Below are 16,289 nucleotides of genomic sequence, written 5' to 3' on the forward strand. Positions count from 1 at the left end.
GCTTACTCCTTGGCGTCTTCAGGTGTGGACGGGTGCTGGCTGTCTTCCGCCACCGCGCGCTCGATGAGTGCCGACAGGTGCGCCCCACGCACGACGCTTTCGTCGTAGTGGAAGTGCAACTGAGGCACGCTGCGCAGCTTCATTTCACGGGCCAACTGCATGCGCAGGAAACCCGCAGCCGAGTTGAGCACCTTGATGCTTTGCGCGATCTCTTCGCTGCTGTCCTGCCCCATCACGGTGATGAAGATCTTGGCGTGACCCACGTCACGGCTCACTTCAACGGCGGTGATGGTGACTAGGCCAACGCGCGGGTCTTTGACTTCGCGACGGATCAGTTGGGCCAGCTCGCGCTGCATCTGATCGCCGATACGTTGGGTACGGCTGTATTCTTTTGCCATGTCTTGTTACCTGTTACTGCCACACGGTGAAACCCGTGGGGTCTGAAAGCGGCAAACGCCCGGCCTGACAAAAGCCAGACCGGGCGTTGCGTTTAGAGTCCGTACGCTGCGCGGGGCATTTGCATGCCCACACGCGGCGTGGCTCCGGAAGTGCGCGAGTTAGAGGCTGCGAGCAACCTGAACCTTCTCGTAGACTTCGATCTTGTCGCCAGCCTTGACGTCGTTGTAGCTCTTGACGCCGATACCGCATTCCATGCCGGCACGTACTTCGGAAGCGTCATCCTTGAAGCGGCGCAGGGATTCCAGCTCGCCTTCGAAGATAACGATGTCTTCACGCAGTACACGGATTGGACGGTTACGGTACACGGTACCTTCGATAACCATGCAACCGGCGATCGCGCCGAATTTCGGCGAGCGGAACACGTCACGCACCTCGGCAACACCCAGGATGTTCTCCCGTACGTCGCTGCCAAGCATGCCGGTGAGGGCTTTCTTGACGTCTTCGATGATGTCGTAGATGACGTTGTAGTAACGCATGTCCAGGCCTTCCTGCTCGACGATCTTCCGTGCGCCAGCATCGGCACGCACGTTGAAGCCGAACAGTACAGCGTTGGAAGCCAGTGCCAGGTTGGCGTCGGATTCGGTGATACCACCGACACCGCCACCGACAACGCGCACTTGCACTTCGTCGTTACCCAGGCCGTTCAAGGCGCCGTTCAACGCTTCGAGGGAACCACGAACGTCAGATTTGAGGACGATGTTAAGCGTCTTCTTCTCTGCCTGGCCCATATTCTCAAAGATGTTTTCCAGCTTGCCGGCGTGAGCGCGAGCCAGTTTGACTTCGCGGAACTTGCCTTGACGGAACAGAGCCACTTCACGGGCTTTCTTCTCGTCGGACAGCACGCTCATCTCGTCGCCAGCGTCCGGGGTACCGTCCAGGCCGAGGATCTCGACAGGGATGGAAGGACCGGCTTCCTTGATTGGCTTACCGTTCTCGTCGAGCATGGCACGTACACGGCCATAGTTCGAACCGACCAGCACCATGTCGCCTTGGCGCAGGGTACCGTCTTGAACCAGAACGGTCGCAACCGGGCCACGACCCTTGTCGAGACGCGATTCAACCACAACACCACGACCTGGGGCCGATGGAGTTGCTTTCAGTTCGAGTACTTCAGCTTGCAGCAGGACCGCTTCGAGCAGTTCGTCCACACCAGTACCGACTTTCGCCGAAACCGAAACGAACGGCGTATCACCGCCCCACTCTTCAGACGTCACACCGTGAACCGACAGTTCGCTACGGATGCGATCAAGATCGGCGCCCGGCTTGTCGATCTTGTTCACTGCAACAACCAGTGGAACACCAGCGGCCTTGGCGTGCTGGACAGCTTCAATGGTCTGCGGCATCACGCCGTCGTCCGCTGCAACTACCAGGATCACGATATCAGTCGCCTTGGCACCACGGGCACGCATTGCGGTAAACGCGGCGTGACCTGGGGTGTCGAGGAAGGTGACCATGCCGCGCTCGGTTTCAACGTGGTACGCACCGATATGCTGGGTGATACCGCCGGCTTCGCCAGCAGCTACCTTGGCACGACGGATGTAGTCGAGCAGCGAAGTCTTACCATGGTCAACGTGACCCATTACGGTCACAACTGGCGCACGGGAGAACGTCTCACCTTCAAACTTCAGGGACTCTGCCAGGGAGTCTTCCAGGGCCGTGTCGCTGACCAGGGTCACTTTGTGGCCCAACTCCTCAGCCACAAGCTGAGCAGTTTCCTGATCAAGCACCTGGTTGATGGTCGCTGGAGTACCCAGTTTGAACATGAACTTGATGATTTCAGCAGCCTTGACCGACATCTGATTAGCGAGATCGCCAACAGTGATGGTCTCGCCGATCTGCACATCACGCACGACAGGGCCGGTTGGGCTCTGGAAACCGTGGGCGTTGCGTTTTTTCAGCTTGGCCTTGCCGCGACCACCACGACGGAAGCCATCGCTTTCTTCGTCGGTAGTACGTGGGGCAACGCGTGGAGCAGGCGCTTTCTCTTTGACCGAGGCGCGATGCGGAGCGTTTTTGCGCTCGCCATCACCGCCACCACCGCGACGATTGTTATCGTCAGCACGTGGCTTGTCCGGACGACGAGGTTCGTCGCGTTTGCGGGCGTCAGCTGCAGGTGCTGGTGCAGCGGCAACCGGAGCGGCCTCACGCACAGCTTCAACAGGCGCAGCTGGAGCGGCGACCGCTTCAGTACCAGCAGGTTGCGCAGCAGCAGGCTGGCGACGCGCTTCTTCTTCGGCGCGACGCTTGGCTTCTTCTTCAGCCTTCTGACGAGCAGCATTTTCTACTGCGCGACGTTCTTCCAGCTCGCGTTTGCGCTCGGCTTCGATTTCTTCCGGGCTGCGCTGTACGAAGACTTTCTTCTTGCGTACTTCAACGCTGATGCTCTTGCTACCAGCAACACGCAGGGTGCTGGTGGTTTTGCGCTGCAATGTAATCTTGCGCGGTTCTTCCACTTTCGCCTTGTGGCTGCTCTTCAAGTGAGTCAGCAAAGACTGCTTCTCACTATCGCTCACACCTTCATCGGCGGCGGTGTGCGGCAGACCTGCCTCACGCATCTGCTGCAACAGGCGCTCTACCGGTGTTTTGACCTCATCGGCCAGTTGTTTCACCGTGACTTGCGTCATGCACTTCTCTCCTCAGGCCGCGCCTAGTTACTCGAACCAATGGGCTCGGGCGGCCATGATCAACTTGCCGGCACGATCATCGTCAATGCCGTCGATGTCGAGCAGATCGTCAATAGACTGCTCGGCCAGGTCTTCGCGGGTAATTACGCCGCGCACCGCCAGTTCCATCGCCAAATCCTTGTCCATACCCTCAAGCGAGAGCAGGTCTTCGGCCGGATGGGCGTCTGCCAGCTTTTCCTCAGTAGCGATGGCTTTAGTCAACAAGCGATCCTTGGCCCGAGCGCGAAGCTCGTTGACGGTGTCTTCGTCAAAGCCGTCGATGTTGAGCATTTCTTCCAACGGTACGTAGGCAATCTCTTCCAGGCTGGTGAAGCCTTCATCTACCAGCACCTGCGCCAGGTCTTCATCGACTTCCAACTCTTCGATGAAGTTGCGCAGGATGTCACCGGTTTCAGCTTGCTGCTTAGCCTGGATGTCCGATTCGGTCATCACGTTCAGGGTCCAACCGGTCAGTTGGCTGGCCAGACGCACGTTCTGACCACCACGACCAATGGCCTGAGCCAGATTGTCTGCGCCAACGGCGATGTCCATTGCATGGGCATCTTCGTCAACGATAATTGCCGCCACTTCAGCCGGCGACATGGCGTTGATCACAAACTGCGCCGGGTTATCGTCCCACAGGACGATGTCCACACGCTCACCGCCCAATTCGCCCGACACTGCCTGGACGCGCGAACCGCGCATACCAATGCAAGCGCCTTGCGGGTCGATGCGTTTGTCCTTGGAGCGGACCGCGATCTTGGCACGCGAACCCGGATCGCGGGACGCAGCCATGACTTCGATCAGGCCTTCTGCGATTTCCGGCACTTCGATACGGAACAGCTCGATCAGCATTTCCGGCGCGGTACGCGACAGGATCAGCTGAGGGCCGCGGTTCTCGGTGCGGATTTCCTTGAGCAGCGCACGCAAGCGCACGCCGACACGGAAGGTTTCGCGAGAAATGATGTCTTCGCGGGCCAGCAACGCTTCGGCGTTGTTGCCCAGATCAACGATCACGTTGTCGCGGGTAACTTTTTTCACGGTGCCGGAGATGATTTCACCCAGGCGCTCGCGATAAGCGTCAACGACTTGAGCGCGCTCGGCTTCGCGAACCTTCTGCACGATCACCTGTTTGGCGGTCTGTGCAGCGATACGGCCGAACTCGATCGACTCGATCTTTTCTTCGACGACATCACCGACCTGGGCGCCCGGGTGCGTTTGCGCAACCTTGCTCGGCCAGGTTTCGATGGCCGGATCATCAAGATCGGCTTCTTCGACGACCGTCCAGCGACGGAAAGTCTCATAGGCACCGGTGTGGCGGTTGATTTCCACACGCAGATCAACTTCGTCTTCAAAACGCTTTTTGGTAGCAGTGGCCAGGGCCAGCTCCAGCGCTTCAAAAATCACGTTTGCCGGTACGCCCTTTTCATTGGATACCGACTCAACAACCAGCAGTACTTCTTTGCTCATCGTACGCCTCGCCTTTCGCAAGCCATTGGATCCGCGGGATCCGCGTCTCAGTCAAAACTGGGAATAATGTTGGCCTTGTCGATCATATCGATCGGCAACAGGAACTCATGGTCTTCTACCTGCACCACGACATCCTGTTCTTCTACACCGCGCAGAAGGCCCTGAAAGTTGCGTCGCCCTTCGAACGGGGAGCGCAGCTTGATCTTCACTTGTTCACCGGCAAATTTTGCAAACTGCTCAATAGTGAACAGTGGGCGTTCCATGCCTGGCGAGGAAACTTCGAGGGTGTATTCAACGGAGATTGGATCTTCAACATCCAGGACACCGCTGATCTGACGGCTGACAATGGCGCAATCGTCCACCAGCACACCGCCCTCTTTATCGATATAAACGCGCAACATTGAGTGGCGACCTTGAGCCGAAAACTCAATACCCCAGCATTCATAGCCTAGGGCCACGACCACCGGGGCCAACAAGGCCTGCAACTCTTCTAGCTTGCTCGACACCTGAACCCCCTCGTGCATGTATGTGCATGCTGTGCAAAATAAAAAAATGGGCGAAACGCCCATCCTTGAAACGCCGTCGAACAGCGGCGTTGAAAGTGTCCAGCTAACAAAAAGCCCCTTAAAAGGGGCTCCGCTAAAACTGGTTGCGGGGGCCGGATTTGAACCGACGACCTTCGGGTTATGAGCCCGACGAGCTACCAGACTGCTCCACCCCGCGACAAAGCTGGGGCGGAAGTATACGACCGATCCCTTACAGGGTCAATGTAACCTTCCACCTACAAGAAAGCCCGCAACAGCGGGCTCTCCTGATAATTGGTACCGAGAAGGGGACTCGAACCCCTACACCCTATGGGCACAACCACCTCAAGGTTGCGTGTCTACCAATTCCACCACCTCGGCAATACAGCGCTTACAACCCTTCTTACTTCTGCTCTTGAGCTGGAGGTACGTCAGTCGCTGGAGTAGCCGACTTTTGCTCTTGAAGCACCGGGACATCATCAGAAGCCGGTTTTGCTTTTGGTACTTCCAACACTGCTGGGTTTGGGAGACCTACTTGAGTCAGCACATGAGCTTTCTCTTTAGCAAAGTAACCTAACCCCAAGCTGGTTATGAAGAAACCGGCGGCAAGTATAGCAGTAAACTTACTAAGAAAGGTAGAGGAACCTTGGCTTCCGAACACAGTATTTGAAGCACCTGCACCGAAAGACGCACCAGCATCCGCACCTTTACCCTGTTGCAACAAAACCAGGGCAACTACGCCCAGGGCAGCCAACAGATGAAAAACGACTACGACTGTTTCCAGCATTTTTTCAGTTTCCCGCGGCGCGACAGATCGCACCGAACTCATCTGCATTCAGGGAAGCTCCACCAATGAGCCCCCCATCGATATCCGGCATGCCGAACAGTTCGACCGCATTGGCCGCCTTCACGCTGCCGCCGTATAGAAGCCGCACACCTTGTGCGACCTCAGAATTCTCTGCCGCTAACTGCGCGCGGATGGCTGCGTGCACATCCTGCGCCTGTTGCGGTGTAGCAGTCAGCCCGGTGCCAATGGCCCAGACCGGCTCGTAAGCAATTACTGCCTTTGCAAACGCACCAACACCCAGCTCCTCGATGATGCTGCCCAGCTGACGCGAGACAACTTCAAGAGTCTTGCCCGATTCACGCTGCTCCAGGGTCTCCCCTATGCACAACACTGGAATCAAGCCACAAGCCTGTGCCGCTGCGAACTTGCGATTGAGTGTCCCATCACGCTCGCCCATCATCTGACGGCGCTCGGAGTGCCCAACAAGCACATAGGAACAACCCGCATCAACCAACTGACTCGGCGAAATCTCACCGGTCAATGCACCTTGCATGGGTTCCACCGCAGAGTTCTGCGCGCCGACCTGAATCGACTTGCCTTTCAAGCCATCAACCACCTGGTTGATATGCAAGCAAGGCGGGAAAACCGCAACATCAACACCGCTAGGCAATGCCAGGTGACGAAGGCCGTTGATCAGCTCAGCGACACTGGCGCGGGTACCGTGCATCTTCCAGTTACCAGCTACCATAGTGCGACGCATGCTGTACCCCGTCGGTCAAAGTGGGCGCAGATGTTACCCAACCACATCACCACTGGCAAGCCGAATTCAGGCGCAAACTTCAGTTACCAGTTTTGCCAGGTCTTCGGCATGGCCGCGAACCTGTGTTTCATCGTCACCTTCGACCATAACGCGCACCAGAGGCTCTGTGCCGGACTTGCGCAACAACACCCGCCCACGCCCCGCCATTGCCAGGGTCACGCGCTCGCAGGCCTCTTTGACAGCAGGGTGCTCGATCGGGTTTTCGCCACCGGCAAATCGCACGTTAAGCAAGACTTGCGGGCACTTGCGTAAAGCCTGACGCGCTTGGGCCAGGCTCTCCTCACGACGGCGCAAGGACAACAGCACCTGCAACGCCGCAATAATTGCATCGCCAGTGGTGGTGTGCTGGAAGCAGACCACGTGGCCGGAGTTTTCACCGCCCACCTGCCAGTTACGCTCCAGCAGTTCGGCGATCACGTAACGGTCACCGACATTCGCGCGAACGAACGGGATACCCAGGTCCGCCAGGGCAAGCTCAAGCCCCAGGTTGCTCATCAGCGTACCGACGACACCGCCTTGCAGCTTGTTACGCTCATGCAGGTCGCGCGCAATGATGAACAACAGGTCATCACCATCCACTACAGCACCGGTGTGATCGACCATCAGGACGCGATCGCCATCACCGTCAAAAGCAATACCGAGGTCGGCATGCTCGGACAGAACGGCAGCCTGCAGTTGCTCCATATGGGTGGAGCCGCAGTTTTCGTTGATATTCAAACCATTTGGCTGGGCCGAAAGCACCGTCACATCGGCACCCAGCTCTTTGAACACGCTTGGGGCGACCTTGTAGGTCGCGCCATGGGCGCAATCGACGACAATTTTCAGACCGGCAAAATTGGTGCTGGAGGGCACGCTGCTTTTGCAAAACTCGATGTACCGGCCTGATGCGTCGTTGATACGCGACACCTTGCCCAGCTTGCTGGACTCAACCACCGTCATCGGCGCATCCAGCAGCTCTTCGATCATCAACTCGATCTCGTCCGGCAGCTTGGTACCCTGGCCCGAGAAGAACTTGATGCCGTTGTCATCATGGGGGTTGTGCGAGGCGCTGATCACAATACCGGCTTCAGCGTGAAAGGTACGCGTCAGGTACGCGATAGCCGGCGTCGGCATTGGCCCCAGCAGCATCACATCGGCGCCTGCAGCCGACAGACCGGCCTCCAGCGCGGATTCAAACATATACCCCGAGATTCGGGTGTCCTTGCCCACCAGGATGCGGCATGCGCCCATGCTGCGGAACGCCATGCCTGCCGCCCAACCCAGCTTGAGCATGAAATCAGGAGTAATCGGAAATTCGCCGACCCGACCACGGATACCGTCGGTGCCAAAGTATTTTTTAGTCATAAGTGCTCCATCATTCTTATTCGGCTGATTCTACAGCGGCAATCATGCGTACTACATCCACGGTCTCGGCAACGTCATGCACGCGCAGGATCCGCGCGCCCTTGGTCACCGCAAGCGCTGCCAGTGCAAGACCACCGTACAGCCGCTCACCCACAGGACGATTCAACGCCAGGCCTATCATGCTCTTGCGCGAAACGCCGACCAACAGGGGCCGACCAAGGGCATGCAGGGACTCCATGTGTTTGAACAGACTTAAATTGTGTTGCAGGGTTTTGGCGAAGCCAAATCCTGGATCAAGGATGATCTTTTCCGGTGCGATACCCACAGCGGCACATTGAGCGATCCTTTCGGCAAGGAAGTCGCCCACCTCGCCCACCAGGTCGTCATAGTGCGGATCGTCCTGCATATTGCCGGGCTCACCCAGCATATGCATCAGGCACACCGGCAGGCCGGTAGCCGCCGCTGCATCCAGGGCACCATCGCGCTGCAGTGAACGCACATCATTGATCAGCCCTGCACCCAACCGCGCAGTCTCGCGCATTACTGCGGGAGTCGAGGTATCCACTGAGATGATCACGTCCAGCTCGCGCGCGATGCGCTCGACAATGGGCGCCACTCGCTCAAGCTCCTCCACCGGAGAAACAACACGAGCACCTGGCCGAGTCGACTCACCGCCAACATCGATCAGGGTCGCACCCGCAGCCACCATCGCCTCTGCATGACGCAACGCGGCATCCAGCTGGCTGAAGCGGCCGCCGTCGGAAAAGGAGTCGGGGGTTACATTGAGGATGCCCATCACATGAGTACGGGCCAAATCAAGAACCCGGTTGCCGCAAGGCAACCGGGTGGAGGACAACGCTGAAGTCATTTCAAACCTTAGTGGTCAGCTGCCGGGCCGCCGATCGGGGTTTCCGGACGTTCGTTCTGTACCACTGGCGGAGTGCCCGAAGTACCCGAACCACCTTCCCAATCGCGAGGCTCGCGCGGTGCACGACCCGCCATGATGTCGTCGATCTGATCGGCATCAATGGTCTCGTACTTCATCAGCGCGTCGGCCATGGCGTCGAGCTTGTCACGGTTGTCGGTCAGGATCTGCTTGGCCGTGCCGTAGCACTGGTCAATGATGCTGCGCACTTCGGAATCGATCAGCTTGGCGGTCTCACCAGAGAAGCTGGCAGCTTGACCGCCGCCGCCACGCCCCAGGAACACTTCACCTTCTTCCTCGGCGTACATCAAAGGACCGAGTTTTTCCGACAAGCCCCATTTGGTCACCATATTCCGTGCAATCTGACTGGCACGCATGATGTCGTTGGAGGCACCAGTGGTCACACCGTCGAAGCCCAGAGTCATCTCTTCAGCAATCCGACCGCCGTACAGCGAGCAGATCTGGCTGATCAGCGCGCGCTTGGAGAGGCTGTAGCGATCCTCTTCCGGCAGGAACATGGTCACACCCAGCGCCCGGCCGCGAGGAATGATCGACACTTTGTAGACCGGGTCATGCTCAGGCACAACACGCCCCACAATGGCGTGACCGGCTTCGTGGTAAGCGGTGTTCTGCTTCTCTTTCTCGGACATGACCATGGATTTGCGCTCTGCGCCCATCATGATCTTGTCTTTTGCCAGTTCGAACTCTTTCATTTCAACGATGCGCTTGCCGGTACGGGCTGCAAACAGCGAAGCCTCGTTCACCAGGTTGGCCAAGTCAGCACCGGAGAAGCCTGGCGTACCACGGGCAATCACGGCCGGAGCCACGTCGTCGCCCATCGGCACTTTGCGCATGTGTACTTTGAGGATCTGTTCGCGACCACGGATATCCGGCAAGCCGACCACGACCTGACGGTCGAAACGACCTGGACGCAGCAGCGCAGGGTCCAGTACGTCCGGACGGTTGGTAGCTGCAATGACGATGATGCCGTCATTCATTTCGAAGCCGTCCATCTCCACCAGCAACTGGTTGAGGGTCTGCTCACGTTCATCATGACCACCGCCCATGCCGGCACCACGATGACGACCGACGGCGTCGATTTCATCGATGAAGATGATGCATGGCGCGTGTTTCTTGGCCTGCTCGAACATGTCGCGGACACGACTGGCGCCAACACCGACAAACATTTCGACGAAGTCAGAACCGGAAATGGTGAAGAACGGCACCTTGGCTTCACCGGCAATTGCCTTGGCCAGCAAGGTTTTACCGGTACCCGGCGGGCCGACCATCAGCACGCCGCGAGGAATGCGGCCGCCCAGGCGCTGGAACTTGCCTGGATCGCGCAGGAACTCAACCAACTCACCCACTTCTTCCTTGGCCTCATCGCAACCCGCGACGTCAGCCAGGGTGGTCTTCACCTGATCTTCGGAGAGCAGGCGCGCCTTGCTCTTGCCGAAGCTCATCGGCCCGCCCTTGCCTCCCGCGCCGCCTTGCATCTGGCGCATGAAGAACATGAACACGGCGATGATCACCAGGATCGGGAAGCTGGCCACCAGCAGTTGAGTCCAGATGCTCTGTTGCTCAGGCTGCTTACCTTCAACAACTACGTGGTTATCCACCAGGTCGCCGATCAGGCCATTGTCCGGGATATTCGGGCGAATGGTCTTGAAGCCATCGCCATCGTTGCGCTTGCCGGTGATTACAGCGCCATCAACCGTCACGCGCTCGACCTTGCCATCCTTAACTTGCTGGATGAAGTCGGAATAGTTGAGGGTCTGCGGCTCGTTAGGGCTGGAGAAGTTGTTCATCACCGTCACCAGGACAGCCGCGATGATCAACCACAGGATCAGATTCTTTGCCATATCGTTCAATTAACTACCCTCTGAAGCAAGCTCCGCTACTGGCGCGCGCTTCGCATGATATTCACCGGCCTAACTTACTACATTACCTACAACACTGGCAGGCGCCGTCTGTAACCCTTTGTGAAACTTTGACTACACAATATTCGTAAAGCTTCGTGACGAAAGCGATATAAAAAAACCTATCGCCCTCCTCCAATTCCTCAAAAACGCTCTTCGCTCGCAGCGCCTTCAACACCGCGGAAGCCGCGGCACAGCAGATATTGCTCACGGGACCTGTCCCGCGAGGAGTCAGGCTTGCGCGTCTGTACCTTGTCGAACAGCTTGCGGATGTTCTTGTGATACTCGTCAAAACCCTCGCCCTGGAAGACTTTCACCAGGAAATCACCACCAGGACGCAACACCCGACCCGCCAGATCCAGCGCCAGCTCACACAGGAACATGGCACGCGGCATATCAACGGCCGGTAATCCACTCATATTGGGGGCCATGTCGGAAATCACAAGGTCTACCTGTGAATTTCCCACAGCCTCGAGGATCTCTGCGAGTACGGCGTCCTGGGTGAAGTCACCGTGAACAAAGGTCACATCCGGGATGCTGTCCATTTCCAGGATGTCGGAAGCAATCAGGCGACCTTGCCCACCAATCAGACGACTGGTCACCTGGGACCAACCACCCGGGGCGGCGCCCAGGTCGATAACGCTCATGCCAGGACGGATCAATTTGTCCTTGTCCTGGATCTCCAGCAGCTTGTAACTGGCCCGTGAACGATAGCCGTCCTTTTGCGCCTTTTTGACGTAAGGGTCGTTGAAATGCTCTTGCAGCCACTTAAGGCTAGTTTTGGAACGGGCCACGGGCCACCTCGAAAAATAAAACGGGTCGTGATTAACTGGGCGGTCCCGGACTCGCTCGGGTAAACTGGCCGCCGCTTTTTACAAGATCAGACGCAGGGGTCAGATTATGCCGCTCACTCAAGAGCAGAAGAAACAGTACAAGTCCATTGGCCACCATCTGAAACCAGTTCTGATTGTGGCAGACAACGGTTTGACTGAAGGTGTGTTAGCCGAACTTGAACGCGCACTGAACGATCACGAGCTGATCAAGATCAAGGTCAACATCCTTGATCGTGAAGCTCGCCTGGCCGCCATTGCAGAACTGTGCAAGGTTGGCAAAGCGGACCTGGTTCAGGTCATCGGCAAGATGGCGCTGCTGTATCGCAAGAACTTCAGCGTCAACAAGCAACTGTCGAACGTTCATCGCTTCAAGTAATGTTCAAATGGCTACAAGGGTTACGGGCGTGCTTCGCGCGCCCCGCCACTCCATCCCGGTGCAGGCTGTATCACCAGTACCAGGCCGGAGAACCCTAGCACAAGATAGCTGAATAGCTGCCAGCGCAACGCTTCCGGCAGCCAGATATGCACGATGTAGTACATCGCACACGCATACAGCGCCATCAACAGCAGTTGCCCGCGAATATCCCGCCACAAACTCCCCACGCCTTCGGCCTTGACCAGCACCAAGACCTGGATCGTCACGCACGCCGCCGCAAAACCCACCAGCAACGCGCTCAGTAATCCGTCGATCTCATCGATCAGCAACGGCGCCAGGCCAATCAGGCCCAACGCCGGCAACACACCAATATGCAACAGCCACAGGCCGCCCACCCAAAGCATCTGGGAGAGCTGCCAAAGCATGGCGCCCGCACGAAGCGGGCGCCTTCTTTCAGATGTGACGAACTTCAACAATCTCGTACTCGATCACGCCGCCAGGGGTCTTCACCGACACCACATCACCCTCTTCCTTGGCAATCAAGGCGCGGGCCAGTGGCGATCCGACGGAGATCTTGCCGAGTTTGAAGTCAGCTTCGTCTTCACCCACGATGTGGTAGACCACGCTTTCGTCAGTCTCGACGTTGGCGATTTCCACCGTAGTGCCGAAAATCACCTTGCCGGTCTTGGGAATGGTCGTCACGTCGATCACCACCGAGTTCTGCAGGCGGCCTTCGATATCACGGATCCGCGCCTCGACCATACCCTGCTGCTCGCGAGCAGCGTGGTATTCGGCGTTTTCCTTCAAGTCACCCAGCTCGCGGGCCGTACCGATGTCCTGGCTCAGCTTTGGACGTACGACCTTGGTCAGATGGGCGTGCTCCTCTTCCAGGGCCTTGAAGCCCTGGACGGTCATTGGGTATTTGGTCATGCCTTCAATCCTGCGTGTAGATCCTGCAAGCGACGCACGGTCTTTTCCGGACCGAACTTGAGCGCTTCACAGATGGCTTCGCCAGCAGCAATGGTAGTGGTGCAGTAGATCTTGTGCTGCAAGGCGTTACGGCGAATGGAGTAGGAGTCGGCGATCGACTGGCGACCTTCGGTGGTATTGATGATCAGGGTGACTTCGTCATTCTTGATCATGTCGACCACGTGCGGACGGCCTTCCGTCACCTTGTTCACGCGACGCACTTTCAGGCCGGCAGCTTCGATCAGCTTGGCGGTCCCGGCGGTAGCCACGACTTCGAAGCCCAAGTTGATCAGATCGCGGGCCACACCTGCAACCAGTGGCTTGTCGTCATCACGCACGCTGATGAACGCAGTGCCACCGGTCGGCAGTACTTCGCTGGCGCCCATCTGGGCCTTGGCGAATGCTTCACCGAAGGTGTCGCCCACGCCCATCACTTCACCGGTGGACTTCATCTCTGGGCCCAGGATCGGGTCCACACCCGGGAATTTGGCGAACGGGAACACCGCCTCTTTCACGCTGTAGAAGTTAGGAATGATTTCCTTGGTGAAGCCGATTTCCTTCAGGGTCTTACCGGCCATCACGCGTGCAGCGATCATGGCCAGGGACACACCGATGCACTTGGAAACAAATGGCACGGTACGTGAGGCACGCGGGTTGACTTCGATCACGTAGATGTCTTCGCCTTGCAGCGCCAACTGTACGTTCATCAGGCCGACCACGCCCAACTCCAGGGCCATTTTCTTGACCTGTTCGCGCATCTCGTCCTGGATGTGCGCCGGCAGCGAGTACGGCGGCAGCGAGCACGCGGAGTCACCGGAGTGAACGCCCGCCTGCTCGATGTGCTGCATGATCGCGCCGATGACTACGTCGGTACCATCGCAAACCGCATCCACGTCCATTTCGATGGCGCAGTTGAGGAAGTGATCCAGCAGCACCGGGCTGTCGTTGGACACTTTCACCGCATCACGCAGATAACGCTTGAGTTCTTCTTCTTCGTAGACGATTTCCATCGCCCGGCCGCCCAGCACGTAGGACGGACGCACCACCAGCGGGTAGCCGATCTTGCTGGCGGCACGAATGGCTTCGTCTTCGCTGCGCACGGTGGCGTTTGGCGGCTGACGCAGGTTCAGGCGCTCAACCATTTGCTGGAAGCGCTCACGGTCTTCGGCACGGTCGATAGCGTCCGGGCTGGTACCGATGATCGGTACGCCGGCAGCTTCCAGAGCGCGAGCCAGTTTCAATGGGGTTTGGCCGCCGTACTGGACGATCACGCCTTTTGGCTTCTCGACGCGGCAGATTTCCAACACGTCTTCCAGGGTTACCGGCTCGAAGTACAGACGGTCGGAAGTATCGTAGTCAGTGGAAACAGTTTCCGGGTTGCAGTTGACCATGATGGTCTCGTATCCGTCTTCGCGCAGGGCGAGGGCGGCGTGTACGCAGCAGTAGTCGAACTCGATGCCCTGGCCGATACGGTTCGGACCGCCGCCCAGGATGATGATCTTGTCGCGGCCCGACGGCGCGGCTTCGCACTCTTCCTCGTAGGTGGAGTACAGGTAGGCGGTATCGGTGGCGAACTCGGCCGCGCAGGTATCAACGCGCTTGTAGACCGGGAAGATATCCAGCTTGTGGCGATGCGTGCGCAGGTTCTTCTCGGTCACACCCAGCAGCTTGGCCAGACGCTGATCGGAGAAACCCTTGCGCTTGAGACGGAACATCAAGTCGCGGTCGATAGAGGACAGACCCAGGGTCTTGACCTTCTCTTCTTCCTTGATCAGATCTTCGATTTGCACCAGGAACCACGGGTCGATCATGTTCATGCCGAAGATGTCTTCGACGGTCAGGCCGGCACGGAAGGCGTCGGCCACGTACCAGATACGCTCGGCGCCCGGCACGGTCAGCTCGCGCTTGAGCACGCTCATGCTTTCCGGGTTGCTCAGGTCGAGTTTCTCGTCCAGGCCGCAAACGCCGACTTCCAGACCGCGCAGGGCTTTCTGCAGGGATTCCTGGAAAGTCCGGCCGATGGCCATGACTTCACCGACCGACTTCATTTGAGTGGTCAGGCGTGCATCAGCTTTCGGGAACTTCTCGAAAGCGAAACGTGGCAGCTTGGTGACAACGTAGTCGATCGACGGCTCGAAGGACGCCGGTGTAGCGCCGCCGGTGATTTCGTTTTGCAGCTCGTCCAGGGTGTAGCCGATCGCCAGCTTGGCAGCGATGCGCGCAATCGGGAAACCGGTCGCTTTCGATGCCAGCGCCGAGGAGCGCGATACACGCGGGTTCATCTCGATCACAACCATGCGGCCGGTGTCCGGGCAGATACCGAACTGAACGTTGGAGCCGCCGGTTTCAACGCCGATCTCACGCAGTACCGCCAACGAGGCGTTACGCATGATCTGGTATTCCTTGTCCGTCAGGGTCTGTGCCGGAGCAACGGTGATCGAGTCACCGGTGTGCACGCCCATCGGGTCGAAGTTTTCGATGGAGCAGACGATGATGCAGTTGTCCTTTTTGTCGCGGACAACCTCCATCTCGTACTCTTTCCAGCCAATCAGGGATTCGTCGATCAGCAGCTCCTTGGTCGGCGACAGGTCCAGACCACGGGCGCAAATTTCTTCGAACTCTTCACGGTTGTAAGCGATGCCGCCACCGGTGCCGCCCATGGTGAAGGACGGACGGATGATGCACGGGAAGCCCAGCTTCTCGAGAACCGCGTTGGCCTCTTCCATGCTGTGGGCGATACCGGAACGCGGGCAGTCCAGGCCGATGGACTTCATGGCCTTGTCGAAACGCGAACGATCTTCAGCCTTGTCGATGGTGTCGGCGTTGGCGCCGATCATCTCTACGCCGAACTTTTCCAGGACGCCTTCGCGCTCCAGGTCCAGGGCGCAGTTCAGAGCGGTCTGGCCACCCATGGTCGGCAGCAGCGCGTCCGGACGCTCTTTCTCGATGATCTTGGCAACGGTCTGCCACTTGATCGGCTCGATGTAGGTGGCGTCGGCCATGTCCGGGTCGGTCATGATGGTGGCCGGGTTGGAGTTCACCAGGATGACGCGGTAGCCCTCTTCGCGCAGGGCTTTACAGGCCTGGGCGCCGGAGTAGTCGAATTCGCAGGCCTGGCCGATCACGATCGGGCCAGCGCCGAGAATCAGGATGCTTTTTATGTCTGTACGTTTTGGCATGGGTTTGTCACTCAAATCCGC

Annotated in this window: 14 protein-coding genes and 2 tRNA genes; 1 reads left to right on the forward strand and 15 read right to left on the reverse strand. The window is 58.1% G+C overall.

The window, feature by feature from the left end; all coding sequences use genetic code 11:
- Positions 1-2: 2 nt before the first annotated feature.
- The 12 genes from rbfA to rlmE all read right to left on the reverse strand — a co-directional run bounded on the left by rbfA (position 3) and on the right by rlmE (position 11,705).
- On the reverse strand, positions 3-398 hold the full coding sequence (gene rbfA / locus AC0IYH_RS15465) for a 30S ribosome-binding factor RbfA (RefSeq protein ID WP_016973761.1): 396 nt from the start codon (positions 396-398) through the stop codon (positions 3-5).
- Positions 399-557: 159 nt separating this feature from the next.
- On the reverse strand, positions 558-3,083 hold the full coding sequence (gene infB, locus AC0IYH_RS15470) for a translation initiation factor IF-2 (RefSeq protein ID WP_116629297.1): 2,526 nt from the start codon (positions 3,081-3,083) through the stop codon (positions 558-560).
- 27 nt (positions 3,084-3,110) lie between these two features.
- Positions 3,111-4,592, reverse strand: coding sequence for a transcription termination factor NusA (gene nusA, locus AC0IYH_RS15475; protein ID WP_043051766.1), 1,482 nt, complete (start codon positions 4,590-4,592; stop codon positions 3,111-3,113).
- 47 nt (positions 4,593-4,639) lie between these two features.
- On the reverse strand, positions 4,640-5,098 hold the full coding sequence (rimP, locus tag AC0IYH_RS15480; protein ID WP_038843818.1) for a ribosome maturation factor RimP: 459 nt from the start codon (positions 5,096-5,098) through the stop codon (positions 4,640-4,642).
- A 140-nt stretch (positions 5,099-5,238) separates the two neighbouring features.
- A tRNA-Met gene (locus AC0IYH_RS15485) sits at positions 5,239-5,315 on the reverse strand.
- A gap of 96 nt (positions 5,316-5,411) precedes the next feature.
- Positions 5,412-5,497: transfer RNA gene (locus tag AC0IYH_RS15490), tRNA-Leu, on the reverse strand.
- Between the two features lie 22 nt (positions 5,498-5,519).
- Positions 5,520-5,903: a preprotein translocase subunit SecG gene (gene secG, locus AC0IYH_RS15495; RefSeq protein ID WP_010206600.1), complete on the reverse strand. Its 384-nt coding sequence runs from the start codon at positions 5,901-5,903 to the stop codon at positions 5,520-5,522.
- Between the two features lie 4 nt (positions 5,904-5,907).
- Entirely contained in the window at positions 5,908-6,663 is a 756-nt protein-coding gene (gene tpiA, locus AC0IYH_RS15500; protein ID WP_003194193.1) for a triose-phosphate isomerase, read from the reverse strand.
- A gap of 66 nt (positions 6,664-6,729) precedes the next feature.
- Entirely contained in the window at positions 6,730-8,067 is a 1,338-nt protein-coding gene (gene glmM / locus AC0IYH_RS15505; RefSeq protein ID WP_116629298.1) for a phosphoglucosamine mutase, read from the reverse strand.
- 16 nt (positions 8,068-8,083) lie between these two features.
- On the reverse strand, positions 8,084-8,935 hold the full coding sequence (gene folP / locus AC0IYH_RS15510) for a dihydropteroate synthase (protein WP_116629299.1): 852 nt from the start codon (positions 8,933-8,935) through the stop codon (positions 8,084-8,086).
- An 8-nt stretch (positions 8,936-8,943) separates the two neighbouring features.
- Complete coding sequence (gene ftsH, locus AC0IYH_RS15515; protein WP_116629300.1) at positions 8,944-10,854, reverse strand: ATP-dependent zinc metalloprotease FtsH; 1,911 nt, start codon at positions 10,852-10,854, stop codon at positions 8,944-8,946.
- Between the two features lie 200 nt (positions 10,855-11,054).
- Positions 11,055-11,705 carry a 23S rRNA (uridine(2552)-2'-O)-methyltransferase RlmE gene (rlmE, locus tag AC0IYH_RS15520; protein WP_034117848.1) on the reverse strand — a complete coding sequence of 217 codons (651 nt, stop codon included), beginning with the start codon at positions 11,703-11,705 and terminating at the stop codon, positions 11,055-11,057.
- Between the two features lie 106 nt (positions 11,706-11,811).
- On the opposite strand from rlmE, the gene AC0IYH_RS15525 reads away from it, so the two are divergent.
- Positions 11,812-12,120, forward strand: a complete 309-nt coding sequence (locus AC0IYH_RS15525; protein WP_116629301.1) for a YhbY family RNA-binding protein — start codon at positions 11,812-11,814, stop codon at positions 12,118-12,120.
- Positions 12,121-12,140: 20 nt separating this feature from the next.
- Here AC0IYH_RS15525 and AC0IYH_RS15530 read toward each other — a convergent pair whose 3' ends face one another.
- Genes AC0IYH_RS15530 through carB form a run of 3 tightly spaced genes read right to left on the reverse strand, consistent with a single transcriptional unit; the run spans position 12,141 to position 16,268 of the window.
- Positions 12,141-12,545 (reverse strand): MFS transporter, encoded by a 405-nt coding sequence (locus tag AC0IYH_RS15530; RefSeq protein ID WP_116629302.1) that lies wholly within the window; start codon positions 12,543-12,545, stop codon positions 12,141-12,143.
- A 28-nt stretch (positions 12,546-12,573) separates the two neighbouring features.
- Positions 12,574-13,050 carry a transcription elongation factor GreA gene (gene greA, locus AC0IYH_RS15535; RefSeq protein WP_116629303.1) on the reverse strand — a complete coding sequence of 159 codons (477 nt, stop codon included), beginning with the start codon at positions 13,048-13,050 and terminating at the stop codon, positions 12,574-12,576.
- Positions 13,047-16,268, reverse strand: a complete 3,222-nt coding sequence (gene carB / locus AC0IYH_RS15540; protein ID WP_116629304.1) for a carbamoyl-phosphate synthase large subunit — start codon at positions 16,266-16,268, stop codon at positions 13,047-13,049. Before carB ends, greA begins: the two co-directional genes overlap by 4 nt.
- Between the last annotated feature and the right edge of the window lie 21 nt (positions 16,269-16,289).

This window comes from Pseudomonas sp. AC463 (assembly GCF_979253585.1).

Excerpts from the sequence above, each read along its gene's own strand:
- rbfA (WP_016973761.1), bottom strand. The coding sequence starts at position 398 with ATGGCAAAAGAATACAGCCGTACCCAACGTATCGGCGATCAGATGCAG.
- infB (WP_116629297.1), bottom strand. The coding sequence starts at position 3,083 with ATGACGCAAGTCACGGTGAAACAACTGGCCGATGAGGTCAAAACACCG.
- nusA (WP_043051766.1), bottom strand. The coding sequence starts at position 4,592 with ATGAGCAAAGAAGTACTGCTGGTTGTTGAGTCGGTATCCAATGAAAAG.
- secG (WP_010206600.1), bottom strand. The coding sequence starts at position 5,903 with ATGCTGGAAACAGTCGTAGTCGTTTTTCATCTGTTGGCTGCCCTGGGC.
- tpiA (WP_003194193.1), bottom strand. The coding sequence starts at position 6,663 with ATGCGTCGCACTATGGTAGCTGGTAACTGGAAGATGCACGGTACCCGC.
- glmM (WP_116629298.1), bottom strand. The coding sequence starts at position 8,067 with ATGACTAAAAAATACTTTGGCACCGACGGTATCCGTGGTCGGGTCGGC.
- folP (WP_116629299.1), bottom strand. The coding sequence starts at position 8,935 with ATGACTTCAGCGTTGTCCTCCACCCGGTTGCCTTGCGGCAACCGGGTT.
- ftsH (WP_116629300.1), bottom strand. The coding sequence starts at position 10,854 with ATGGCAAAGAATCTGATCCTGTGGTTGATCATCGCGGCTGTCCTGGTG.
- AC0IYH_RS15525 (WP_116629301.1), top strand. The coding sequence starts at position 11,812 with ATGCCGCTCACTCAAGAGCAGAAGAAACAGTACAAGTCCATTGGCCAC.
- AC0IYH_RS15530 (WP_116629302.1), bottom strand. The coding sequence starts at position 12,545 with ATGCTTTGGCAGCTCTCCCAGATGCTTTGGGTGGGCGGCCTGTGGCTG.
- greA (WP_116629303.1), bottom strand. The coding sequence starts at position 13,050 with ATGACCAAATACCCAATGACCGTCCAGGGCTTCAAGGCCCTGGAAGAG.
- carB (WP_116629304.1), bottom strand. The coding sequence starts at position 16,268 with ATGCCAAAACGTACAGACATAAAAAGCATCCTGATTCTCGGCGCTGGC.